This is a genomic window from Streptomyces sp. NPDC036822, from assembly GCF_055609145.1.
Genome location: NZ_JBVJPY010000003.1, coordinates 151,477 through 173,037, shown reverse-complemented (window position 1 = coordinate 173,037; position 21,561 = coordinate 151,477). Strand labels below are relative to the sequence as shown.

Genomic DNA, 21,561 nt, shown 5'->3' with positions numbered 1-21,561 from the left:
CACCACCCTTCCAAGGAATGGGCTGCGCCCATGAGCACTCTTCACATCGACCACGCCTCACGCTGGTTCGGCAACGTCGTGGCCGTCAACGACGTCACTATGACGATCGGCCCGGGCGTCACCGGCCTGCTCGGCCCCAACGGAGCCGGGAAGTCCACCCTCATCAACATGATGGGCGGCTTCCTCGCCCCCTCCACGGGCACGGTCACCCTCGACGGCGCGGCGATCTGGCGCAACGAGTCCGTCTACCGGCAGATCGGCGTCGTGCCCGAGCGGGAGGCGATGTACGACTTCCTCACCGGACGCGAGTTCGTCGTCGCCAACGCCGAGTTGCACGGCCTGGGCGCCAAGGAGGCCCATCGGGCACTCGCCACGGTCGAGATGGAGTACGCGCAGGACCGCAAGATCGCGACGTACAGCAAGGGCATGCGACAGCGCGTGAAGATGGCCTCCGCCCTCGTCCACGACCCGTCCGTGCTCCTGCTGGACGAGCCGTTCAACGGCATGGACCCGCGCCAGCGCATGCAGCTGATGGACCTGCTGCGCCAGATGGGCTCCGCGGGCCGCACGGTGCTCTTCTCCTCGCACATCCTGGAGGAGGTCGAGCAGCTCGCCTCGCACATCGAGGTGATCGTGGCCGGACGGCACGCCGCTTCCGGCGACTTCCGCAAGATCCGCCGGCTGATGACGGACCGGCCGCACCGCTATCTCGTACGGTCCAGCGACGACCGGGCGCTCGCGGCCGCGCTCATCGCCGACCCGTCCACGGCCGGCATCGAGGTCGACCTCGCCGAAGGCGCCCTGCGCATCCAGGCGGTGGACTTCGGCCGCTTCACGGAACTGCTGCCCCGGGTCGCCCGGGCGCAGGGGATCCGGCTGCTGACGGTCTCGCCCTCGGACGAGTCCCTCGAATCGGTCTTCTCTTACCTCGTAGCGGCCTGAAAGGAGCCTGACCGATGTACAACCCCACAGTCGCCCGGCTCACCTACCGGGCCCTCCTCGGCCGCCGACGGGCGCTGATCCTCTTCCTGCTGCCCGCGTTCCTGCTGCTGATCGCCGTCGCGGTACGGATGTTCAACGGCGCGGACGACCAGGTCGCGGCCGATGTCCTCGGCGGTTTCGCGCTCGCCACGATGGTGCCGCTGATCGGTGTCATCGCCGGAACGGGCGCGATCGGCCCGGAGATCGACGACGGTTCGATCGTCTATCTGCTGTCCAAGCCGGTGAAGCGGCCGTCGATCATCTTCACCAAGCTGATCGTCGCGATCGCCGTGACGATGGTCTTCTCCGCCGTGCCGACCTTCCTCGCCGGCATGATCCTCAACGGCAACGGCCAGCAGGTGGCGGTGGCGTACACCGTCGCGGCGCTGGTCGCCTCCATCGCGTACAGCGCGCTCTTCCTGCTGCTCGGCACGGTCAGCCGGCACGCGGTCGTCATCGGCCTGGTCTACGCCCTGGTCTGGGAGGCCCTCTTCGGCTCGCTGATCTCCGGGGCGAAGACGCTCAGCGTGCAGCAGTGGGCGCTGGCGGTGGCCCAGAAGGTCAGCGGCGAGGGCCTGGTCTCCTCCGAGGTCGGTCTGCCGGCCGCGGTGGCGCTCCTCGTCGGCGTGACGGTCCTGGCGACCTGGTACGCGGGCCAGAAGCTGCGGACGCTGAAGCTGGCGGGCGAGGAGTAGGCATCCCACGAGGCGGTCGGCGCGGTGACGACCGCCGGCCCCACGGGGCACGGGGGCCGGGGGGCCGGCGGGCTCAGACCTTCCGGTCCCTCGCCGCCAGCAGCCCGACGCCCAGGGCGGCCGCGCAGACGCACAGCACCAGCGCGATCGGCACCGTCCAGGAGCCGGTCGCCTGGTGCACCACGCCCGCGGCCAACGGCCCGGCCGCGGCCAGCAGATAGCCGACGGTCTGGGCCATCCCGGAGAGCCGGGAGGCGGTCACCGCGTCCCCCGACCGCAGCACGATCAGCGTGAGGGCCAGGCCCACCGCCCCGCCCTGCCCGACGCCGAGGACGGCGGACCACAGCCACGCCCCCTGCACCGGGGCGACCAGCAGTCCCGTGTACCCCGCCGCGACCAGGGTCGTGACGAGGACGACCAGCGGGCGCTGGCCGCGCATCCGCCCCGCGAGGAGCGGGACGGCGAAGGCGCCCGCCACCTGGATCAGGGTGTTGAAGGCGAAGACGACGCCCGCCGTCCCCGGGCTCATTCCGTGGTCGGTGAAGATGGTCGGCATCCAGGCGATCAGCACGTACGACCACAGGGACTGCAGGCCCATGAAGAGGGTCACCTGCCAGGCCAGGGCCGAGCGCCAGACGCTCCCGGCCCGCGCCGCGGGACCGCCGGCCGGCCCGGCTCCCGCCCGTACCCCGGCCCCCGGCCGCGCGTCCGCCCGTACCCCGGCCCCCGGCCGCGCGTCCGCCCGGGCCTGGTGACCCGTACGGCCCCGGGCGATCAGGACCTGGGGCAGCCAGGCCACCGCCGCGAGGGCCGCGAGGAGCGACCAGAAGGCGAGCGAGGCCTCCCACCGTCCGCCGAAGGCCCGCTCCAGAGGCACCGAGGCCGCCGCGACCACCGTGGCGCCCGCGATCATCGCGCCCGTGTAGACCGAGGTCATGGACGCCGCCCGGTCCGGGAAGTCCCGCTTGATCAGGCCCGGCATCAGCACGTTGAGCAGGGCGATCGCCGTGCCGACCAGGACACCGCCGCCGTACAGCGCGTACACGGACGGCAGGACGCGCACGAGGATGCCGGCGCCGAGCAGGACCAGCGCGGCGAGCAGGACCGGTTCGGCGCCGAAACGCCGCCCCAGCCACGGAGCCACCAGCGCGCCGGCCCCCAGGAAGAGCACCGGCACGGACGTCACCAGCGAACTCGCCGTGGAGGAGAGCCCGAAGGCCGCCGATATCTCCCCCACCAGCGGTGACACGCTCGCCAGTGCCGCCCGCATGTTGAGCGAGGCGAGCACGATCCCGACCATCAGCAGGGCGGGGTGCGCGAGCAACGCCCGGCGGCCGACGGCCTCCCGGGGGGAAGGCCGGACGTCCGCCTCGGCGTCGACGAGCAGGGGTGTTTCGGGGCGTGACACGAGCGTTCCTTCTTCGTACGTACGGCGGTGAGGCGGGCGGCCGGGCGGGCCGGTGGCCCGGATGCGGCGGACCTGGGGGTTACCGGCCCGCGGTCAGCGGGTGGCCGTAAGCGCGGCGACCGTCTCCATCGGCGCCCGCAGCAGCTCCCGGGCCCCCGCCTCGGCCGCCGCCGGGTCCCCCGTCTCGATCGCCCCGACCAGGGCCTCGTGCGCGTCGATGTCGACGGGCGGCATCTCCCGGTCACCCAGCGCCTCCACCAGAACCTCGTGCACCTGGGCGGAGAAGAAGCGGTACACCTCGACGAAGGCGGCGTTGTGCGTGGCCTCCACGACGGCCTGGTGGAAGGCCATGTCCGCGTCCGCGTCGCGGTCGCCCTCCTCGCGCAGGGTCGTCAGGGCCGCCCGGAGCCGCAGCAGGTCGTGGGTGTCCCTCCGCCCCGCCGCGAGCCGCGCGGCCTCCGCCTCCAGGGCGACCCGCAGTTCCAGGACATCCCGCGCACCCGCGTGGCGCATTCCGCGCAGCACGGCCGCCGGGTCGGCGGTCGACCTGACGAAGGTGCCATTGCCCTGACGGGACTCCAGGAGGCCGGCGTGGACGAGGACGCGTACCGCCTCGCGGACGGTGTTGCGACCGACGGCCAGCTGGGCCGCCAGCTCGTGTTCGGTGGGAATGCGGTCGCCCACGGCCCATTCGCCCTCCGCGAGCTGGGCCCGCAGCTGCTCGACCACGGAGTCCACCAGCGAGGTCCGGCCCGCCGTCCTGAGCGCCATCACCACTCCTATTCACCCGGTTGCCCAGTCATCCTACAAGTGTGCCGGCTCGGCACCCGGGATTACTGTGGGCTCGTACGCGGACACGAACATCCTCACCACCTTCGGGAGTCAGTCATGTCAGACCGCTTCGACGTCGTCGTACTCGGAGCTGGCCCCGGCGGCTACGTCGCCGCCATCCGCGCCGCTCAGCTCGGCAAGCGGGTCGCGGTCGTCGAAGAGAAGTACTGGGGCGGTGTCTGCCTGAACGTCGGCTGCATCCCGACCAAGGCCCTGCTGCGCAACGCCGAGCTCGCCCACATCTTCCAGCACGAGGCCAAGACCTTCGGCATCAAGGTCGACGGCACCGTCTCCTTCGACTACGGCGAGGCGTTCCGCCGCAGCCGCACGGTCGCGGACGGCCGGGTCAAGGGCGTCCACTTCCTGATGAAGAAGAACGGGATCACCGAGTTCGACGGCCGGGGCACCTTCCTCGACGCGAACACCCTCCAGGTGGCCACGTCCGACGGCACCACGCAGACGATCACCTTCGACAACTGCATCATCGCCACCGGCGCGACCCCGCGTCTGCTGCCCGGGACCGCCCGCAGCGAGCGCGTGGTGACGTACGAGGAGCAGATCGTCGCCGCGGACCTGCCGCGGTCGATCGTCATCGCCGGCGCCGGTGCGATCGGCATCGAGTTCGCGTACGTCCTGCACAACTACGGCGTGAAGGTCACCGTCGTCGAGTTCCTGGACCGGATCGCCCCGCTCGAGGACGAGGACGTCTCCAAGGAACTGGCCAAGCAGTACCGCAAGCTCGGCATCGACGTCCTGACCTCCACCCGCGTCGAGACGATCGACGAGTCCGGTCCCCAGGTCCGGGTCACCGTCACCGGCAAGGACGGCGCCCAGAAGGTCCTTGAGGCCGACAAGGTCCTGCAGGCCATCGGGTTCGCCCCGAACGTCACCGGCTACGGCCTGGAGAAGACCGGCGTGGCGCTCACCGAGCGCGGCGCGATCGACGTCGACGGCCGCTGCCGCACCAGCGTCCCGCACATCTACGCCATCGGAGACGTGACCGCGAAGCTCATGCTCGCGCACACCGCCGAGGCCATGGGCGTCATCGCCTCGGAGACCATCGCGGACGCCGAGACCATGGAACTCGACTACCCCATGATCCCGCGCGCCACCTACTGCCAGCCGCAGATCGCCAGCTTCGGCTGGACCGAGGCGCAGGCGCGGGAGAAGGGCTTCGACGTCAAGGTCGCGAAGTTCCCCTTCACGGCGAACGGCAAGGCGCACGGCCTCGGCGACTTCACCGGCTTCGTGAAGATCATCAGCGACGCGAAGTACGGCGAGATCATCGGCGCTCACCTGATCGGTCCCGACGTCACCGAGCTGCTGCCCGAGCTGACCCTGGCCCAGCAGTGGGACCTGACCGTCCACGAGGTGGCGCGCAACGTGCACGCCCACCCGACGCTGGGCGAGGCCGTCAAGGAAGCGATCCACGGCCTGGCCGGCCACATGATCAACTTCTGAGTCCCGGACGACGACGACGTCTCACGGCCTCGCGGGCGCTCCGGTTCTCAGGAATCTCCCACGTCGCCGTGGTAGGTACGGACGGGTGCCGAGCGAGACCTTCCCGGGTGGCGAACCATCCCGACCGATCACGTCGTGGGTGCGTTCGTCACCCGGTACGCATGTCTGGCTACTGATCATCGCGACCACGCGCCCCGTCGAGCGGTGGCTCGGCACCTTCCGAAGGCTCTTCACCGTCGCCGCCGCGCACTCTCCTCGGCCGGCAGTTCGTCCTGGAGATCCGGGACCACGCCGTCCCGCGCAGCATGGGGGCACGCGATCTCCCTGCTGGTCGGCCTCGCCTGCCGGCCGCTGACGAGCGGAAAACCGGTGGCCGTCACGCGGCGGCCTCGCGCACACTGAGGGCGCGGGGGACGCTCCGCCGGGGCGGTCGCTTCGAGCGCGCGGTGCGTCCGCGCGGACCGCCCCTCCGGAGGATTGGCCGAGTGGTAAGGCAGCGGCTTGCTAAGCCGTCGTCGGGGTCGCCCCCGCGCGCGTTCGATCCGCGCATCCTCCGCGTACGCGCGCATCCCTCGCACGGCCCGAGCCGGCGCCCCGCGGTTGTACGAAGCCGTGAGCGTGGCGCGGGCTCGCGCGTGCGGAAACAGCCCCCTGCGGGAACAGGCTCCGCGCGTGGCCGCAGCCCGCGCGGGTGGCTCAGGCTTTCGCGTGCGGAAACAGGCCCCCGCACGTCGCCGCAGCCTCTGGCACGTGCCCGAAGCCCCCGCGCGTGGCTCAGGCCACGTGGGCGCGGGGCCGGCGCTTCGGCATCAGCGCGACAGCAGGCGCTCCAGGACGACCGCGATGCCGTCGTCCTCGTTCGACGACGTCACCTCGTCCGCCACCGCCTTCAGCTCGGCGTGCGCGTTCGCCATCGCCACACCGTGGGCCGCCCAGGCGAACATCGGGATGTCGTTCGGCATGTCCCCGAACGCGATGGTCTCCGCCGCCTTCACGCCCAGCCGGCGTGCCGCGAGCGAGAGACCGGTCGCCTTGCTCAGGCCGAGCGGGAGGATCTCCACGATGCCCGCACCCGCCATGACGACGTCCACGAGGCTGCCGACCGTCTCGCGCGTGACCCGCGCCAGCTCGTCGTCCGACAGGGTCGGGTGCTGGATGTACACCTTGTTCAGCGGGGCCGCCCACAGCTCCGACGGGTCCTCGTACGGCACCGACGGAAGCGCGCCTTCCAGGAGGCGGTAGCCGGGGCCCACGAGGACCTGGCCGTCCAGGCCGTCGCGGCTCGCGGCGAGCGCCAGCGGGCCCACCTCCGCCTCGACCTTCGACAGCGCCAGACCGGCGAGCTGCCGGTCCAGCGTGAGCGAGGTCAGCAGCCGGTGTTCACCCGCGTGATAGACCTGGGCGCCCTGTCCGCACACCGCGAGACCGTCGTAGCCGAGATCGTCGAGGACGTGCCGCGTCCACGGCACCGACCGGCCCGTGACCACGATGTGCGCCGCTCCCGCCGCCACCACGGCGGCGAGGGCGTCGCGCGTACGTTCCGAGACGGACTCGTCGCCACGCAGCAGCGTGCCGTCCAGGTCCGTCGCGACGAGCCGGTAGGGGAAGGGGCTCACTTGGAGATCGGCTCCAGGACCTCGCGGCCGCCGAGGTACGGACGCAGCGCCTCGGGTACGCGCACCGAGCCGTCGGCCAGCTGGTGGTTCTCCAGGATCGCCACGATCGTGCGCGGGACGGCGCACAGCGTGCCGTTCAGCGTCGCCAGCGGCTGGACGACCTTCTTGCCGTCGCGCTCGTCACGCATCCGGACGGAGAGCCGCCGCGCCTGGAAGCCGTCGCAGTTGGACGCCGAGGTCAGCTCGCGGTACTTGCCCTGGGTGGGGATCCACGCCTCGCAGTCGAACTTCCGCGAGGCGGAGGAGCCGAGGTCGCCGGTGGCCACGTCGATGACCTGGAAGGGAAGCTCGAGGCTGGTCAGCCACTGCTTCTCCCAGTCGAGGAGGCGCTTGTGCTCGTTCTCGGCGTCCTCCGGAGCGACGTACGAGAACATCTCGACCTTGTCGAACTGGTGGACACGGAAGATGCCCCGGGTGTCCTTGCCGTACGTACCCGCCTCGCGGCGGAAGCACGGCGAGAAGCCGGCGTACCGCAGCGGCAGCTTGTCCGCGTCGATGATCTCGTCCATGTGGTACGCGGCGAGCGGCACCTCGGACGTACCGACGAGGTAGTAGTCGTCCTTCTCCAGGTGGTAGACGTTCTCCGCGGCCTGGCCGAGGAAGCCGGTGCCCTCCATGGCGCGCGGGCGGACCAGCGCCGGCGTCAGCATCGGGATGAACCCGGCCTCCGTCGCCTGCGCGATCGCGGCGTTGACGAGCGCGAGCTCCAGGAGCGCGCCGACGCCCGTCAGGTAGTAGAAGCGCGAGCCGGAGACCTTGGCGCCCCGCTCGACGTCGATGGCGCCCAGCGCCTCGCCCAGCTCCAGGTGGTCCTTGGGCTCGAAGCCCTCGGCCGCGAAGTCGCGGATGGTGCCGTGGGTCTCGAGGACGACGAAGTCCTCCTCGCCGCCGACCGGCACGTCCTCGTGGACGATGTTGCCGAGCCGGAGGAGGAGGGCGCGCGCGGTCTCGTCGGCCTCGTTCTGCTCGGCTTCGGCGGCCTTGACGTCGGTCTTGAGCTGGTCGGCCTTCTGCAGGAGCGCGGCGCGCTCCTCGGGGGTGGCCTTGGGGATCAGCTTGCCGAGCGCCTTCTGCTCGGAACGGAGCTCGTCGAAGCGGACGCCGGACGACCTGCGCCGCTCATCGGCGGAGAGCAGGGCGTCGACGAGTTCGACGTCCTCTCCACGGGCGCGCTGGGAGGCGCGAACACGGTCGGGGTCCTCACGGAGCAGGCGAAGGTCAATCACCCCACCAGGCTACCGGTGCGGGCTCGCGGCACCCCACCCGATATCGCCGTGCGTGTCGGTTTGCCCCAATTGCGAGGGTGGGGAAATGCTCTCCGTATTCATCGATAAAGGGGGTCCGAGCCCCCGAAGAGGGGCGGATCGCCGGGCTGGGCATGACCGAACGGCCTTGGGTGCTGCCGGACTTCTCCACAGGAGCGGGGGCCTCCGGCAAGTTATCCACAGCCTGTGCGGTAGATCTGTGGATCGTCGAGGAGATCATCCCGAAACGGACAAGCGGGATCTGGAATTGCTCGATCAAACCCCACTCGCGCACTCATTCGGGTGGGAATTCCTCGCCCTAAAGAGTTGATCAAGGGAATAGGGGTGAGACGGGCGACATCGAGCGCTGTGGACGGGTGTGGAGTGGCTAGGGTGATTTGTCGACCATGTCCCTCGGTCATGTCGACTTGTCCCCAGGTCGAGAACGATGCCTGTGGATAACTTCTGTGGGTAAGTAAAAAGTATGCAGGTAGGACTAGTGGTCCACACCTGTGGACGAGCGCCTCCGGCCCGGGAGGCGCTCGGGCACCATCGAGTCAGGCCCGACCGTCCTGGGCCCTCGCCAGCCAATCGGAGGCCGCCATGAACTCCGCGTCCGACGTCCCGGGCCGCAGCACCCGTACGTCCTTCACCGCGACGCCCGCCCTCGGGTACGAACCGAGGAACCGCACCTTCGGACACATCCGCTTCAGGCCCATGAGCGCCTCGCCGACGCGGCGGTCCGAGATATGGCCCTCGGCGTCCACGGCGAAGCAGTAGTTGCCGATGCCGGCGCCCGTGGGGCGGGACTGGATCAGCATCAGGTTGACCCCGCGCACCGCGAACTCCTGGAGCAGTTCGAGGAGGGCACCGGGATGGTCCTCGCCGAGCCACAGCACGACCGAGGTCTTGTCCGCGCCGGTCGGCGCCGCGGGCCGGGCCGGCCGGCCCACCAGGACGAACCGGGTCTCGGCGTTCTCGGCGTCGTGGATCTCGGTGACCAGGGGCTCCAGGCCGTAGGTCGCCGCGGCGAACTCGCCCGCGAAGGCCGCGTCGAAGCGGCCTTCCTGGACGAGCCGGGCGCCGTCCGCGTTGGACGCGGCGGACTCCCACAGAGCGTCGGGGAGGTGAGCGCCCAGCCACTTCCGCACCTGCGGCTGGGCGACGGGGTGGCCGGTGACGGTCTTGATCTCGGACAGGTGGGTTCCCGGCCGTACGAGCAGCGCGAAGGCGATGGGGAGGACGACCTCGCGGTAGATCATCAGCGGCTCGCCGGAAGCCAGCTCGTCCAGGGTGGCGGTGACCCCGCCCTCCACCGAGTTCTCGATCGGTACGAGAGCGGCAGCGGCCTGTCCGTTGCGCACGGCGTCCAGGGCGGCCGGGACCGAGACCATCGGAACGAGCTCTCGGGTCGCGGCCTCGGGCAGCGTACGCAGCGCGGCCTCCGTGAAGGTGCCTTCGGGACCGAGATACGTATACCGGGTGGCTGACATACGGTCACCCTAATGGGCCCCGGAGGCGGCCGCCGCGCCCCGCCACAGGCGCCGCGGCACAGGCGTCGCCTACGACTCCAGGAGGCGCTGCCCCACGTACTCGCCCTCGGCCGCCCCGCCCGGTACGGCGAAGAGGCCGCTCGCCTCGTGCCGGATGAAAGGGGACAGGGCGTCGCCCCGGTCCAGCTTGCGCTGGACGGGCACGAAGCCGCGCAGCGGGTCGGCCTGCCAGCAGATGAAGAGCAGACCGGCGTCGGGCGTGCCGTCCGGCCCGATGCCGTCGTGGAAGGAGAACGGCCGACGCAGCATGGCCGCTCCGCCGTTCTGTTCGGGGGCGGAGATCCGGGCGTGGGCGTTGTCCGGGATCACCGGCTTTCCGTCCGGGCCGAACTTCGTCAGGTCGAGTTCGGTGGTCTCGGTGCCGCCGGTCAGCGGGGCGCCGTCCGACTTGCGCCGTCCGATGACCTTCTCCTGCTTGGCCAGGGACAGCCTCTCCCAGTCGTCGAGCAGCATCCGGATCCGGCGGACGACGGCGTACGAGCCACCGGCCATCCACTCCTGAGCGGCCGCGCCGCCCGGCCCGGACCCGCCGCCCGCGCCCGAACCCTGTGCCGGGACGAAGATCCGCCGGTCGAAGTCCGGCTCGGAGGGCTTCGGGTTGCCGGTGCCGTCCACCTGGCCCATGAGGTTGCGGGCGGTCATGGGCCGGGCTGTGGCGCCCGCCGAGCGGTTGAAGCCGTTCATCTGCCAGCGCACCTTCGCCGCCGCACCCGCGTCCTTCTGCAGCGCGCGCAGGGCGTGGAAGGCGACCAGGGCATCGTCCGCGCCGATCTGCACCCACAGGTCGCCCTCCGAACGCTTCGGGTCGAGGGCGTCGGCCGAGAAGGCGGGCAGCGGGTCGAGCTGCGCGGGGCGGCGGGCGTCGAGCCCCGTACGGCCGAAGAAGGAGTGGCCGAAGCCGAAGGTGACGGTGAGGGAGGAGGGTCCCGCGTCGAGGGCGACGCCGGTGTCGTCCGTGGACGGCTTTCCTTCCATCAGCGCCTTGGCCGTCGCCGACCACCGGCGGAGCAGGGCGGCGGCCTCCTTGCGGCCCGCGCCGGCAGCGAGGTCGAAGGCGACGAGATGGCCCCGGGACTGGAGCGGAGTGGTGATCCCCGCTTGATGTTTCCCGTGAAACATCACCGCCGTCGTTCCGACACTGGTCAGCGCGGGGGAGGCGCTCGTACCGGAGCCCGAGCCGTCACCGGAGGCGGCCGCGTACACCCCGGCGCCGCCGGCGGCGCCGAGCGCGAGCCCGGCGGCGCCCGCCGCACCGACCGTGCCGAGCATCCGGCGCCGGGAGAGTTCGAGATTGTCCTGGTCGCTCACGTGGCTCAGCCGATCTTCACGTTCTTGTCGATAGTGGTCTGGTCGATGTCGGAGGTACGGACCGTCACCTGGATCTGCCAGTCGCCGGGCATCGGGATCTGGACGCCGCTGGCGCTCCAGTGCCCGGTCTGGACGCGGTCGGGCAGGACGGGCAGCGGGCCGACGTTCTTCTCCTTGAGGGTGAAGGCGACCTTGATTTCGGGTACGTCGAGCGGGCGCCCGTTGGGCCGGTCCACGTAAATGTGCAGCGCGTTGGCGCCGGTCCGGCCGGGGTCGAGACTGAGCCGTACCGTCCCCTTGCCGTCTACGCCGCCGGTGTCGAAGGGCAGTCTGATGTCGACGGGGCGGTCGGGGACGGCGAGGGAACCCGAGGCCGCGGAGGACCGGCCGGCCTCCTCCTCGGTGCGTCCGGGCTCGGTGGAGGTCAGCACGGTCGTCACGGCGAGGAGCACGACGGCCACGGCCGCCTCGGTGAGGACCGAGCGTCGCAGCCCGGCGCGCTCGGGGTCCGCGTCCCGGTCCCGCTTGCGGCGGGCGGTGGCGACGGCGGCGCGCTGCCGGGCGAGCTGCGCGGCCCGCTCGGGGTCGACGGCCTCCTCCGCACCGGCCTCCTCCGTACCGGCCTCCTCCGTACCGGCCTCTTCGGTGTCGACGGCTCCCGCGCCCACCCTTTCCGTACCGGCACCGGCGTCCCCCGCACCGGCCTGCCCGGAGGGCTCCTCCGTACCGGCCTCTTCCGCACCGGCCTCTTCCGGCGTCCGGCCGGGCGTCGTCGGTGCGCCCAGGCGTCGGGTCCAGCGGCGTGAGACCCAGGCGATACCCACCAGGACGGCGACGAGGCCGATCTTCACCAGGAGCAGCCGGCCGTACGAGGTGCCGGTCAGGGCCGACCAGGAGCCGACCTGGCGCCAGGACTGGTAGAGGCCCGTCGCCGCGAGGACGATCACCGACGCGAAGGCGACCTTCGAGAAGCGTTCCACGGCGGTGCGCTCGATGTCGGGCGTCCGGTACAGCGCGACGAGCAGCGCCAGCAGTCCGCCCAGCCAGGCCGCGACCGCCAGCAAGTGCAGGATGTCGACGGGCATCGCGATCCCCGGCTGGAGGCCGGTGGAGGCGTGTTCGGCGAGTGCCCAGGTGCCGGCGATCCCCGCCGCGACGACCGTGCCGCCGATGGCGAGGCCGAAGGTGAGGTCCTTCTTCTCCTTCTCGTCCGTCCGCTTGGTGTAGGCCCCGAAGAGCACGGCCACGAAGAGCGCGGCCGCCCCCAGGAGCATCAGCCGGGAGATCAGCGCGGCACCGGTCTTGGTCTCCAGGACGGCCCTGAGTCCGCCCAGGTCGAAGGCGTCGGCGAGCTCCCCCGACCCGGTGTACGGGTTGCGGAGGAGCAGCATGACCAGGGTGGCGGCGGTCAGGGTGAGCCAGCCCCGGACCACGAGCCGCTGCACGGGCCGCAGGCCCGCTCCCCGCGGCCAGCAGGCGAGAACGAAGGCGCCGCCGCCGACGAGGACGGTGAAACCGCCGTACGAGAGGTAGCGGGCGATGCCGTAGAGCGCGCCGACCAGGCCGCCGCCCGGCTCCTGGTCGGGGAGTGCGACGGAGGTCTGGGACGGGGCGCCGATGGAGAAGGTGAAGGCGCCGGCGATGGGATGGCTGTCGGCGGAGACGGTCTGCCAGGCGACGGTGTAGGTGCCTTCCGGCAGGCCGGAGCGGAGGCCCACTCCGTAGCGGACGATCGATCCGCTGCACAGGTCGCGTATCTCGCCGGTGTCGATGCGCTTGCCCGACGGATCGAGGACCCGGATCGAGTCGTCGCTCATGGCGACCTGCTCGGAGAAGGTGAGGTTGACTTCCTTGGGGGCGGTGGCGACCACCGCCCCGTCCTGCGGGTCGCTGCCGGTGAGCGCGGCATGCGCGGACGCGGGCGCGGCGGCGGCGAGCAACGCGCCCAGGAGCGCGGCCGCGACGAGCAGCAGCCGGGTCAGGGCGGTTCCGAGGCGCGGGGCGGTGGCTGGCATGTGTCAGTCCCTCGACTGGCTCAGTGTTGCTGCGGGCTGTGGGTGGCGGCCTCGACGGGGAGGTCGACCGTGATGGGGTCGGCCTTCTCGAAGTGCAGCTCGATGCTGACCTTGTCTCCCTGCTTCGGCTTCTGCTTGATGCCCATGAACATGATGTGGCTGCCGCCGCGTTCCAGGTTCAGCTCGCCGTTGGCGGGGATGTCGAAGGACTGCACCTCCCGCATCTTCTGGTCCTTCGTCTCGTGGATCTGGACGTCGTCGGAGAGGGGGCTGGTGACGGAGGTGAGCTTGTCCGCCGTGTCGCTGTCGTTCTTGATGGTGAGGAAGCCGCCGGCCATGTCCATCACGGGCTGCGGCATGAAGGCGCCGGTGACCTCGAGTTCGGGCTTGGTCTCCGACGAGCACCCCGTCAGGGCCAGCGCCGGGACGAGCGCGACGGCGGCGAGCAGGGTGGTGGTGCGGGTCGTACGGGTGGCGCGGGCGGTGCGGGTCGTACGGGTGGTGCGGTGGGTCACGGGTTCTCCCCCTTGATGATCTTCGGCAGGTCCTTGGCGTAGTCGTCCACCGTGGTGTCCTCGCCGTAGAGGACGTAGCCCTGGTCGGTGGTGGGCGAGAACGCGATCACCTGGGCGCCGTGCATCGAGACGACGGTGCCGTCCTTCTCCTTCTTCGGCGGGTCGATGCCGATGCCGATCTGGCGGGCGCCCGCCTGGATCGTGGAGAAGTCGCCGGTGAGACCGATGAAGGAGGGGTCGCCGGCGGCGGGGAGCCACTTGCCGAGCTCGGCCGGGGTGTCCCGCTCGGGGTCGGTGGTGACGAGGACGACCTGGAGCTTGTCCTGGTCCGCCTTGGGGAGCTGCTTCTTGGCGACGGCGATGTTGCTCATCGTCAGCGGGCAGACGTCGGGGCAGTGGGTGTAGCCGAAATAGATCAGGGTCGGCTTGCCCTTGGTCCGCTCGCGCAGGTCGAACGGCCGGCCCTTGGTGTCGGTGAGGACGAGGTCCGGCTTGGCGAAGGGGCGGTCGAGGACCGTCGCCGCCTTGTCGGTGTCGGTGTCGGAGGAGACGTCGGCGACCGGTGACGTACCGGCGCCGGTCGTGGTGTCGTCACCGCCGGCGAGGCCGACGGCGGCGGTCACGCCGAGGGCGGCGACGATCGCGACGGCGGCGGCGATCAGGGGAGCGCGCCGGCCGGGCCGGGGCTGCTCGTCGTTCCGCCCGTCGTTCCGCTCGTTGTTCTTCTGGACAGACATGTGCTCTCTCTCGGGAAGAGGATCGGGCCCTGGCGTCAGGCGGAGCGGCGGCGACCGGCGAGCACGCCGAAGGCGACGCCCGCGATGCCGACGAGGATGCCGACGATGCCGAGCACACGGGCGGTGGTGTCGCTGTCACCAGAACCGGCGGCTTCGGCGTGGGCGGTGTCGCCCGCCTTCTCGTCGTGACCGGCCTTGTCCTCGGTCTTGGCGTCGTCGGTCTTGCCGTCGGCGGCGGTGCCGCCGCCGTGGTGGTCACCGGTGGCCGCGGACAGCTTCAGCAGGGGAGCCGGGTTCTGCGGCTCGGCCGCGCCCTCCTTCGGCTCCTCGATCCAGCGGACGACCTCGTTGTTGTCGTAGGTCTGGATGGCCTTGATGACGAGCTGGTCGGTGTCCTCCGGCAGCCGGCCGAGGGAGAGCGGGAACTGCTGGAACTGTCCGGGGCCGATCTTGGCGCCGTCGGCGGTCCAGGTGACCTTGGTGACGGCCTCGGTGATCTTCTTGCCGTGCAGCTCCAGCGGCTTGGCGAGCTTGGCCTTGGTGACGACGGGCGTCCAGCCGGGCACCGGCTGCGGCATCACGGACGCGAGCGGGTGGTCGGCCGGGAAGTTGACCTCGACCTTGATGGTGGAGGCGTTGTCGCGCTCGTTGGGCACCTTGACGTTGACGGTGGCGTAGCCGCCCTGCTGCGCCTCGCCCTGCGGCTGGACGCCGATGTGCGCGAAGGCGGGGCCGGAGAGCAGCACGACGGAGGAGAGGGCGATGCCCCCGGCGACGGCGAGGCGGGAGACGCGGGCGGCGCCGGAGACACGGGAGGCCCCGGAGACGCGGGCGGTACGGGAGGCGTGAGCGGTACGGGAAACGTTCATGGCAGAAGACACTCCAGCTCAGGAGGACGGGTGGGAGCCCGGCGCGCCGACGGACCGAGAGGCCGGGCACACGTGGACGACCGCGGACCCGCTCCGGTCGAGCGAACGGTCCACGTCAGGCTGCGAGGACGCAGGCGGCGGCCGGCGGGCCACGCCGGATCACCGTGTGCTGGAGTGCCTCAGCCGCCGGCGCCGGATCGTCGACCGCGGTACGGGCGGGGCGACGCGGTGCGGCCACCGGAACGCCCGGAAGGCCGGCGAGCAGCGCCCGTACGAGAACGAGCGCGGCGCGCAGGGAGTGGACGAGGGCGGCCTGGGCCAGCTCCGTCGCTCCCTGTGCCGAGAGCCTGCCGAGCCGGCGCAGGGCCAGGTCGCCGCGGCGCAGCAGCCAGCCCATGGCGAGCGCGGCGAGCAGGTGGCCGAGGGCCATGGGGAGGTCCGGCAGCAGGCCCCCGCTCCCCGGGGCGCCGTCCGCCAGGTGGGCGGCGGTGTGCGTACGGCCTCCCGCGGCGGCCGGGTCGAGACCGGCGGCGGTGACGATCCGGGTCGCGTCGGCGGGGCTGAGGGAGGCGGCACCCGCACCGCAGACCAGCTTGGCGGCCATGCGGATCAGGGCGTCGTTCGCCTCGGGGCCGAGGCCCCTGCCGGTCGCGGCACCGGCGCCGAAGGGACGCTGTCCGAGAGTGAAGAGGGTGTGCAGCCCGAACTGTCCGAGGGATAGGGCCCCGACGACCGCGGGCAGGGAGCGCTCGCGGCCCGTGAAGAGGACCACGAACGCGAACACGCCGAGGAATCCGGCGACCACGCTCCACGGGGCGATCCCCGCGCAGGCGGCGAGGGCGTGGCCCAGGCCGGACAGCACGACACAGACCGCGGCGAACACCGCGGCCCGCAGCAGCTGGGGGGCGAGCGTGGGGGCAGACATGGCGGGCCCATCATCGCACCAGGCACCCCACCGCCATGCGGCAGGTCCGGAAGATCACGCTTGGGCGTCTTGGGCCGACATACACCGCCGCGCGAGGCCCTTGCATCCGCCGAACGAGCGCTGTTGTGCTCCCGGGGGGCTTACGGACGGTCGAGGGCGGCAATACGTATCGGTATGTCGAGCCGCGGCCGGGAGGCTGGAGCATGAGCATCTGGTGGTCTCTGCATCTGCGGCGCGAGGCTGCGAGCGTTCCGCTCGCCAGACGGCTCCTGCTCGGCACGATGGAGACGGCCGGCGTCGATCCGGACATCTCCTTCGAGCTGTCGGTCGCCCTGACCGAGGCGTGCGCCAACGCCGTCGAGCACGGCGGCGACCGGGACACCGGGGACGCCTCGGAGGCGTATCGCGTCACCGCGTACCTGGACGGCGAGACCTGTCACATCGAAGTGGCCGACTCGGGCCCCGGGTTTCCGGCGGGACAGCCCGCGCTCGTCCGGCGCGCGGCCCAGGACGAGGAGAACGGCCGGGGTCTGCGCCTGATCGAGGAGCTGGCCGACCACGTCCACTTCGGCAACCGCACGACTCGGGGCGGGGCCGTGGTCAGCTTCGACAAGATCGTGAAGTGGCGGGCGGACGCCCCTCTCGCGCTCACCTGAACCTCCGCGTACCGACGGACCACGGGACGCACGCAGGGGCCGACGCGTAAGCAGGGGACCACGGGACGCATGCAGGGGCCCGCGCGTAAGCAGGGGGACACGGGACGCCCGCCCGGGCCCCCGCTTGCGCCCGCCTCCGCGTACGCGCACACGGGAAAGCCCCCGCCGACGCTGATCGGCAGGGGCTTCTCCGTCGACGGGCGGCGGGAGCGTCAGCCCTTCAGGCCGGCCATCCACGCCTCGACCTCGTCGGACCGGCGCGGCAGCGAGTCCGAGAGGTTCCGGTTGCCGTCCTCGGTGACGAGGATGTCGTCCTCGATGCGGACGCCGATGCCCCGGTACTCCTCGGGCACGGTCAGGTCGTCGGCCTGGAAGTAGAGGCCCGGCTCGACGGTGAGGCACATGCCGGGCTCCAGCGTCGTGTCGACGTAGGCCTCGGTGCGTGCCGCGGCGCAGTCGTGCACGTCCATGCCGAGCATGTGGCCGGTGCCGTGCAGGGTCCAGCGGCGCTGGAGGCCGAGCTCCAGGACGCGCTCGACCGGGCCCTCGACGAGGCCCCACTCGACGAGCTTCTCGGCGAGGACGCGCTGGGCGGCGTCGTGGAAGTCGCGGTAGGCCGCGCCGGGCTTCACCGCGGCGATGCCGGCCTCCTGCGCCTCGTACACGGCGTCGTAGATCTTGCGCTGGAGCTCGGTGTACCGGCCGTTGATGGGCAGCGTGCGAGTCACGTCGGCGGTGTAGAGCTCGGTGGTCTCCACGCCGGCGTCGAGCAGCAACAGGTCGCCGGAGCGGACCGGGCCGTCGTTGCGGACCCAGTGCAGGGTCGTGGCGTGCGGGCCGGCGGCGCAGATGGAGCCGTAGCCGATGTCGTTGCCCTCGACGCGGGCGCGCAGGAAGAAGGTGCCCTCGATGTAGCGCTCGCTGGTCGCCTCGGCCTTGTCCAGCACCTTGACGACGTCCTCGAAGCCGCGCGCGGTCGACTCGCAGGCCTTGCGCAGCTCGGCGATCTCGAACGCGTCCTTGACGAGCCGCGCCTCGGAGAGGTGGACGCGCAGCTCCTCGTCGCGCTCGGCGGTGACCTTGTCGGTCAGGGCGGCCTCGATGGCGGCGTCGTGGCCGCGGACCACGCGGACCGGGCCGGTGGCCTCGGCGAGGGCGGCGGGCAGCTCGCGCACGTCCTTGGCCGGAAGCCCGAGGAGCTGCTCGGCCTCGGTGAGGGAGTGGCGGCGGCCGACCCACAGCTCGCCCTGGCCGTCGAGCCAGAACTCGCCGTTCTCGCGGTCCGAGCGCGGCAGGAGGTAGATCGTCGCCGTGTGGCCGCCGGCCTTGGCCGGCTCCAGGACGAGGACGCCGTCCTGGGTCTGGTCGCCGGTGAGGTAGGCGTACTCGGTGGAGGCGCGGAAGCTGTACTCGGTGTCGTTGGAGCGCGTCTTCAGATTGCCCGCGGGGATCACCAGGCGCTCGCCGGGGAAGCGCGCGGACAGCGCGGCGCGGCGGGCGGCGGTGTGCTCGGCCTGGGGGATCGGCCGCAGGTCGTGCAGCTCGGTGTCGGCCCAGCCCGACTTCATGTTCTCGGCCAGCTCGTCGGAGACGCCCTGGTACAGGCCGTTCTTGCGCTGCTTGATCGGCTCCTCGGTCTCTTCCGGGGTTTCCGGGGTGAGCTCCTCGGCCACGGGTCTGCCTCCTCTTGGTACGACACTGAACCCCCACCATCGTACGGTCGTACGGAAGGGGGCCCAGGGTCGAAGGACCTGTTACCGGAGTCACCCGCCGCCCGGTCTTCCCCGTACCGGCCGGTACCGGCCGGTCACCCGCCGGTTCGGCGATGACGGAGGCGGTACGGGTGCCCGACGGAGGTCACCTGGTGCCATGGGTTCCGGTGCGGCCCTAGTCGAACCGGGCCGCGAGGAGGACGACGTCCTCGCCCGCCAGGTCCGGGGCGTGCGGGTCGTCGGGCAGCATGCTCCGCAGGACGTGATCGGCGATGGCGCCCGGGTCGCCGCGGTCCGCCTTCGGTACGGAGGCGGCGGCCGCGTGCAGCCGGGCGAAGGCCCGGTCCATGAGGTCGCCGGTGCGGCGGAGCAGCCCGTCGGTGTAGAGGAGCACCGTTTCTCCGGGGGCGGGGGCGAGTTCCACGCTCGGCGCCTCCCAGCAGGCGAGCATGCCCAGCGGGGCCGAGAGCGAGGTCTCGACGAACTCGGTGCGGTGCTCGCCGATGACCAGCGGCGGGGTGTGCCCGGCCCCGGCCAGGACGATCCTCCGCCGCGCCGGCTCGGCGTAGGCGAAGAGCGCGGTCGCGGAGCGGGCCGGCTCGGTCAGCCGGAGCAGCAGTTCCAGGTCGGAGAGGACGGCGACGGGGTCCTCGCCCTCCATCACCGCGTACGCCCGCAGGGAGGCGCGCAGGCGTCCCATCGCGGCGAGCGCGCTCGGGCCGGTCCCGGAGACGGAGCCGACGGCGAGGCCGAGGGCCCCTTCGGGCAGGGGGAGCGCGTCGTACCAGTCGCCGCCGCCGCGCGGGCCGGTGCGGTGACGGGCGGCGAGCTGGACGCCGGGGACGCGGGGGAGGCGGCTGGGGAGGAGCTCCTCGGCGATGGTGGCGGCCTGCGTGCGGGCGCGCTCGAGTTCGAGGAGCCGGGCGAGGTGTTCGGTGGCGTAGCGGCCGTAGAGGCCGACGAGGTGGCGCTGGCGTTCGACGGGCTCGGCGGGTTCGTCGTACAGCCAGACGACGGCCCCGAGCCTGCCCGCGGCCTCGGTCGCCAGCGGCAGGGCGTAACTGGCGGCGTAGCCGAGGCGGGCGGCGACCTCGCGATGGCGGGGGTCGAGCTCCGCCTCGCCGAGCAGGTCGGGGACGGCGATCGGGCCGGGGACGGCCACCGGATCGGGGAGGCCTTCCAGGATGCGGCCGTAGGAGGTGGCGCTGCGCGGGACGGTCTCGATGGTGCCGAGGTCGGCGTGGGCGAGTCCGAGCCCGACGGTGGTCGCCGGGCCGAGTCCGTCGGCGGGCTCGAGGACCGCCATGCCGCGGCGGGCGCCGACGAGCGTGGCTCCGGCGCGGAGCAGTTCGTGGAGGGCCTCGTCGAGCGAACCGGTCCTGACCAGGCGCTCGGTGAGTTCGTGGAGGGTGGTGAGGTCGGAGACCCAGGAGGCCAGGCGGTCCTGGATCAGCGCACCGGGCGGGAGAGGTGCGGCGGGGACGCCCGGGAGGGGCGCAGTGTGCGTGGGAGAGGGAACCGTTGAATCGATTCCAGCCACTTTCGGCAGGTGAGGGGCGCTCATAGCTGTCGGCTTTCCGACTGGTGCGTTTCGCGCAATAGCATCGCAAACCCCCATGTCATTCTGCGCCGCTATCCATGCGTCCACATGTACACGCACAAGAGGAGCGATGTCCAGCATTGTCCCCACGGGACTTGTGGTGTCTGCGGGGTCGTGCAGAAGGGTTGAACTACTGAGGAAGTTGGCCGAAAATTGCCCACGGTGTGCACCTTTTGCGGTCGACTGGCGTCGTTTGAAAGCGCGTCATTCTGATCGTGACGGGTACGTAAACGGTGACAGTCAGGGGCAGTTGGAGCTGCTCCGGAACCTGACGCGGAGCCCGGGCGTCTTCATCGCCGCAGGCCGCACCCATCCCCGAGTGGCGGGGAACGTGTTTCGAGTGGCCCGAGTGGATGACGAGCTGCGGCTCGGTCCGTCCCGTCCCATCGACGCGGGGCGGCGAACCACCGACCTTGTACGCGCTGATACGCACAGTGAAGTGATCTGCACATGGTGTGATGTGGATTCGGCGTTCAACGGAAAGGAACGAGCGCGCATGCGCGAGATCCTCGGAAGGCGACGCAGGCTCCGGTTCCGGCGCAAGGAGAGGACCGCCCAGCTCGACGCGGCTCTCACCTGCGCGCTCGAGTGGGACTGGCCCGTACTGCCCGGCGTGGGGCTGAAGGCGACGACGCGGACGACGACGCGCTCGACGGCGCGGACCGCGACGTGGGCGACGAGGCGAACGGCGACCTGGACGGCGGAAGGCGGCGCGGCCGCCTCCGACGGGGCGAGAGGGGCGGGCTGCGCCTGCCCCGACCCCGAGTGCGTGGTGCCCGGCGCACACCCCTTCGACCCCGGCCTGCTCGCGGCCACCACCGACGAGCGCATGATCCGCTGGTGGTGGACGCGCCGGCCGGACGCCCCGTTGCTCCTGGCCACCGGCGGCGGCGCGCCCTGCGCGGTCAGCCTGCCGGCCGTGGCGGGGGCGCGGGCCCTGACCGCCCTCGACGCGATGGGCATGAGGCTCGGCCCCGTGGTGGCGACGCCCACCCGGTGGTCGCTGCTCGTCGCCCCGTACAGCCTCGAAAGGCTCGGTGAACTCCTCTACGCGAAGGACAGCGTGCCCAGCTCGCTGCGTTTTCACGGCGAGGGCGGCTACCTCCTGCTCCCGCCGTCGGCCGCGGGCACCGGCCAGGTGCGCTGGGAACGCGCGCCCCTCGCCGGATCCGCCCGGCCGTGGCTCCCGGACGTGGAGGCGGTGGTGGACGCCCTGGTGGAGGCCAGCACGGGCGCCCCCGGCGGCGGCAGCAGACTCGCCTACTGACGCGGCGCCGGACCCGCCGTGCGGCGACCGGAGGCCGCCGGGGGCCGCTCCGTCACCCGTACGGGTGCGAGGCGGCCCGACTTGTACGGAATCGGGCGCGCGGCGGGC

At 71.9% G+C, this 21,561-nt stretch carries 18 protein-coding genes and 1 tRNA gene; 6 read left to right on the top strand and 13 right to left on the bottom strand.

The window, feature by feature from the left end; genetic code table 11:
* The first annotated feature begins 30 nt into the window (after nucleotides 1–30).
* Together ACZ68P_RS08315 and ACZ68P_RS08310 are read left to right on the top strand one after the other, a co-directional pair.
* Nucleotides 31–942, top strand: a complete 912-nt coding sequence (locus ACZ68P_RS08315) for an ABC transporter ATP-binding protein (RefSeq protein ID WP_471004163.1) — start codon at nucleotides 31–33, stop codon at nucleotides 940–942.
* A 14-nt stretch (nucleotides 943–956) separates the two neighbouring features.
* Nucleotides 957–1,676, top strand: coding sequence for an ABC transporter permease (locus ACZ68P_RS08310; protein ID WP_471004161.1), 720 nt, complete (start codon nucleotides 957–959; stop codon nucleotides 1,674–1,676).
* A 73-nt stretch (nucleotides 1,677–1,749) separates the two neighbouring features.
* Here ACZ68P_RS08310 and ACZ68P_RS08305 read toward each other — a convergent pair whose 3' ends face one another.
* Both ACZ68P_RS08305 and ACZ68P_RS08300 read right to left on the bottom strand, forming a co-directional pair.
* Complete coding sequence (locus ACZ68P_RS08305) at nucleotides 1,750–3,084, bottom strand: CynX/NimT family MFS transporter (protein WP_471004159.1); 1,335 nt, start codon at nucleotides 3,082–3,084, stop codon at nucleotides 1,750–1,752.
* A 93-nt stretch (nucleotides 3,085–3,177) separates the two neighbouring features.
* Entirely contained in the window at nucleotides 3,178–3,855 is a 678-nt protein-coding gene (locus ACZ68P_RS08300; protein WP_471004157.1) for a FadR/GntR family transcriptional regulator, read from the bottom strand.
* A 117-nt stretch (nucleotides 3,856–3,972) separates the two neighbouring features.
* Between ACZ68P_RS08300 and lpdA the strand changes: the two genes are divergently transcribed.
* Together lpdA and ACZ68P_RS08290 are read left to right on the top strand one after the other, a co-directional pair.
* Entirely contained in the window at nucleotides 3,973–5,376 is a 1,404-nt protein-coding gene (lpdA, locus tag ACZ68P_RS08295; RefSeq protein ID WP_471004155.1) for a dihydrolipoyl dehydrogenase, read from the top strand.
* Between the two features lie 471 nt (nucleotides 5,377–5,847).
* A tRNA-Ser gene (locus ACZ68P_RS08290) sits at nucleotides 5,848–5,932 on the top strand.
* 253 nt (nucleotides 5,933–6,185) lie between these two features.
* Here ACZ68P_RS08290 and ACZ68P_RS08285 read toward each other — a convergent pair.
* The 9 genes from ACZ68P_RS08285 to ACZ68P_RS08245 all read right to left on the bottom strand — a co-directional run bounded on the left by ACZ68P_RS08285 (nucleotide 6,186) and on the right by ACZ68P_RS08245 (nucleotide 16,218).
* Nucleotides 6,186–6,992 carry an HAD family hydrolase gene (locus tag ACZ68P_RS08285; protein ID WP_471004153.1) on the bottom strand — a complete coding sequence of 269 codons (807 nt, stop codon included), beginning with the start codon at nucleotides 6,990–6,992 and terminating at the stop codon, nucleotides 6,186–6,188.
* Nucleotides 6,989–8,278, bottom strand: coding sequence for a serine--tRNA ligase (serS, locus tag ACZ68P_RS08280; protein ID WP_471004151.1), 1,290 nt, complete (start codon nucleotides 8,276–8,278; stop codon nucleotides 6,989–6,991). The genes ACZ68P_RS08285 and serS overlap by 4 nt, the downstream gene beginning before the upstream one ends.
* A 575-nt stretch (nucleotides 8,279–8,853) precedes the next feature.
* Complete coding sequence (gene pheA, locus ACZ68P_RS08275) at nucleotides 8,854–9,789, bottom strand: prephenate dehydratase (protein ID WP_471004149.1); 936 nt, start codon at nucleotides 9,787–9,789, stop codon at nucleotides 8,854–8,856.
* A gap of 69 nt (nucleotides 9,790–9,858) precedes the next feature.
* Nucleotides 9,859–11,118: an iron uptake transporter deferrochelatase/peroxidase subunit gene (gene efeB, locus ACZ68P_RS08270; RefSeq protein WP_471004887.1), complete on the bottom strand. Its 1,260-nt coding sequence runs from the start codon at nucleotides 11,116–11,118 to the stop codon at nucleotides 9,859–9,861.
* A gap of 44 nt (nucleotides 11,119–11,162) precedes the next feature.
* Nucleotides 11,163–13,172: a copper resistance CopC/CopD family protein gene (locus ACZ68P_RS08265; RefSeq protein WP_471004147.1), complete on the bottom strand. Its 2,010-nt coding sequence runs from the start codon at nucleotides 13,170–13,172 to the stop codon at nucleotides 11,163–11,165.
* A 20-nt stretch (nucleotides 13,173–13,192) separates the two neighbouring features.
* A complete protein-coding gene (locus ACZ68P_RS08260) occupies nucleotides 13,193–13,687 on the bottom strand; it encodes a copper chaperone PCu(A)C (RefSeq protein WP_471004145.1) in 495 nt (164 codons plus the stop codon).
* Nucleotides 13,684–14,424: an SCO family protein gene (locus tag ACZ68P_RS08255; RefSeq protein WP_471004143.1), complete on the bottom strand. Its 741-nt coding sequence runs from the start codon at nucleotides 14,422–14,424 to the stop codon at nucleotides 13,684–13,686. Before ACZ68P_RS08255 ends, ACZ68P_RS08260 begins: the two co-directional genes overlap by 4 nt.
* A gap of 35 nt (nucleotides 14,425–14,459) precedes the next feature.
* Complete coding sequence (locus tag ACZ68P_RS08250; RefSeq protein ID WP_471004141.1) at nucleotides 14,460–15,293, bottom strand: YcnI family copper-binding membrane protein; 834 nt, start codon at nucleotides 15,291–15,293, stop codon at nucleotides 14,460–14,462.
* A 115-nt stretch (nucleotides 15,294–15,408) separates the two neighbouring features.
* On the bottom strand, nucleotides 15,409–16,218 hold the full coding sequence (locus tag ACZ68P_RS08245) for a hypothetical protein (protein ID WP_471004139.1): 810 nt from the start codon (nucleotides 16,216–16,218) through the stop codon (nucleotides 15,409–15,411).
* Between the two features lie 203 nt (nucleotides 16,219–16,421).
* On the opposite strand from ACZ68P_RS08245, the gene ACZ68P_RS08240 reads away from it, so the two are divergent.
* A complete protein-coding gene (locus tag ACZ68P_RS08240) occupies nucleotides 16,422–16,874 on the top strand; it encodes an ATP-binding protein (protein ID WP_471004137.1) in 453 nt (150 codons plus the stop codon).
* A gap of 212 nt (nucleotides 16,875–17,086) precedes the next feature.
* Here ACZ68P_RS08240 and ACZ68P_RS08235 read toward each other — a convergent pair whose 3' ends face one another.
* Both ACZ68P_RS08235 and ACZ68P_RS08230 read right to left on the bottom strand, forming a co-directional pair.
* Nucleotides 17,087–18,547 (bottom strand): aminopeptidase P family protein, encoded by a 1,461-nt coding sequence (locus ACZ68P_RS08235; RefSeq protein WP_471004135.1) that lies wholly within the window; start codon nucleotides 18,545–18,547, stop codon nucleotides 17,087–17,089.
* Nucleotides 18,548–18,761: 214 nt separating this feature from the next.
* Nucleotides 18,762–20,267 (bottom strand): PP2C family protein-serine/threonine phosphatase, encoded by a 1,506-nt coding sequence (locus ACZ68P_RS08230; RefSeq protein ID WP_471004885.1) that lies wholly within the window; start codon nucleotides 20,265–20,267, stop codon nucleotides 18,762–18,764.
* Nucleotides 20,268–20,682: 415 nt separating this feature from the next.
* Between ACZ68P_RS08230 and ACZ68P_RS08225 the strand changes: the two genes are divergently transcribed.
* The gene (locus ACZ68P_RS08225) at nucleotides 20,683–21,453 is read left to right on the top strand and encodes a bifunctional DNA primase/polymerase (protein ID WP_471004133.1); all 771 of its coding nucleotides are present in this window, start codon (nucleotides 20,683–20,685) and stop codon (nucleotides 21,451–21,453) included.
* Nucleotides 21,454–21,561 lie beyond the last annotated feature (108 nt).

What these genes read in the sequence shown, in the direction of transcription:
- ACZ68P_RS08315 (WP_471004163.1), top strand. Translation starts at nt 31, where the DNA reads ATGAGCACTCTTCACATCGACCACGCCTCACGCTGGTTCGGCAACGTC.
- ACZ68P_RS08310 (WP_471004161.1), top strand. Translation starts at nt 957, where the DNA reads ATGTACAACCCCACAGTCGCCCGGCTCACCTACCGGGCCCTCCTCGGC.
- ACZ68P_RS08300 (WP_471004157.1), bottom strand. Translation starts at nt 3,855, where the DNA reads ATGGCGCTCAGGACGGCGGGCCGGACCTCGCTGGTGGACTCCGTGGTC.
- lpdA (WP_471004155.1), top strand. Translation starts at nt 3,973, where the DNA reads ATGTCAGACCGCTTCGACGTCGTCGTACTCGGAGCTGGCCCCGGCGGC.
- pheA (WP_471004149.1), bottom strand. Translation starts at nt 9,789, where the DNA reads ATGTCAGCCACCCGGTATACGTATCTCGGTCCCGAAGGCACCTTCACG.
- efeB (WP_471004887.1), bottom strand. Translation starts at nt 11,118, where the DNA reads ATGCTCGGCACGGTCGGTGCGGCGGGCGCCGCCGGGCTCGCGCTCGGC.
- ACZ68P_RS08265 (WP_471004147.1), bottom strand. Translation starts at nt 13,172, where the DNA reads ATGCCAGCCACCGCCCCGCGCCTCGGAACCGCCCTGACCCGGCTGCTG.
- ACZ68P_RS08255 (WP_471004143.1), bottom strand. Translation starts at nt 14,424, where the DNA reads ATGTCTGTCCAGAAGAACAACGAGCGGAACGACGGGCGGAACGACGAG.
- ACZ68P_RS08250 (WP_471004141.1), bottom strand. Translation starts at nt 15,293, where the DNA reads ATGAACGTTTCCCGTACCGCTCACGCCTCCCGTACCGCCCGCGTCTCC.
- ACZ68P_RS08245 (WP_471004139.1), bottom strand. Translation starts at nt 16,218, where the DNA reads ATGTCTGCCCCCACGCTCGCCCCCCAGCTGCTGCGGGCCGCGGTGTTC.
- ACZ68P_RS08240 (WP_471004137.1), top strand. Translation starts at nt 16,422, where the DNA reads ATGAGCATCTGGTGGTCTCTGCATCTGCGGCGCGAGGCTGCGAGCGTT.
- ACZ68P_RS08230 (WP_471004885.1), bottom strand. Translation starts at nt 20,267, where the DNA reads ATGCTGGACATCGCTCCTCTTGTGCGTGTACATGTGGACGCATGGATA.
- ACZ68P_RS08225 (WP_471004133.1), top strand. Translation starts at nt 20,683, where the DNA reads ATGCGCGAGATCCTCGGAAGGCGACGCAGGCTCCGGTTCCGGCGCAAG.